The sequence below is a fragment of the Enterobacter cloacae complex sp.6700776 genome (assembly GCF_048284255.1).
GTDB classification, from domain to species: Bacteria; Pseudomonadota; Gammaproteobacteria; order Enterobacterales; family Enterobacteriaceae; genus Enterobacter; species Enterobacter intestinihominis.
Genome location: NZ_JBLVYK010000241.1, coordinates 1 through 284, shown reverse-complemented (window position 1 = coordinate 284; position 284 = coordinate 1). Strand labels below are relative to the sequence as shown.

The following is a 284-nucleotide window of genomic DNA, read 5'->3' as shown; positions in this document are numbered from 1 at the left end:
ACTAAAAACTATTTGATTTTTAATTTGGTTTACACCCCTCGGTGGAAATACAACAATTATGATTCCATCACGCAAGAGGACATATGATGAGTGAACACCTTTCCTTTGAAAGCACGCAAGCCTATAAATTACCCATTCAAGATATTAGCTTTTACTTTGCCGGAGAGAATGAAGCTCAAATAAACAATTTAATCGGGCACTATATAAGAAAAAAAAGAAAAGAACTGGGTTTGACTGGAAGCCAAATCGCTAGCCGTGTCGGTGTCAGTCAGCAACAGTTTTCA

General features: G+C 37.3%; 1 protein-coding gene. It reads left to right on the top strand.

Translation table 11 applies throughout. The annotated features are described in order from the left end of the window. Positions 1–83 precede the first annotated feature (83 nt). Positions 84–284: helix-turn-helix domain-containing protein (locus ACNQ0T_RS24065; RefSeq protein WP_417930480.1), on the top strand; the 201-nt coding region annotated here is incomplete at its 3' end.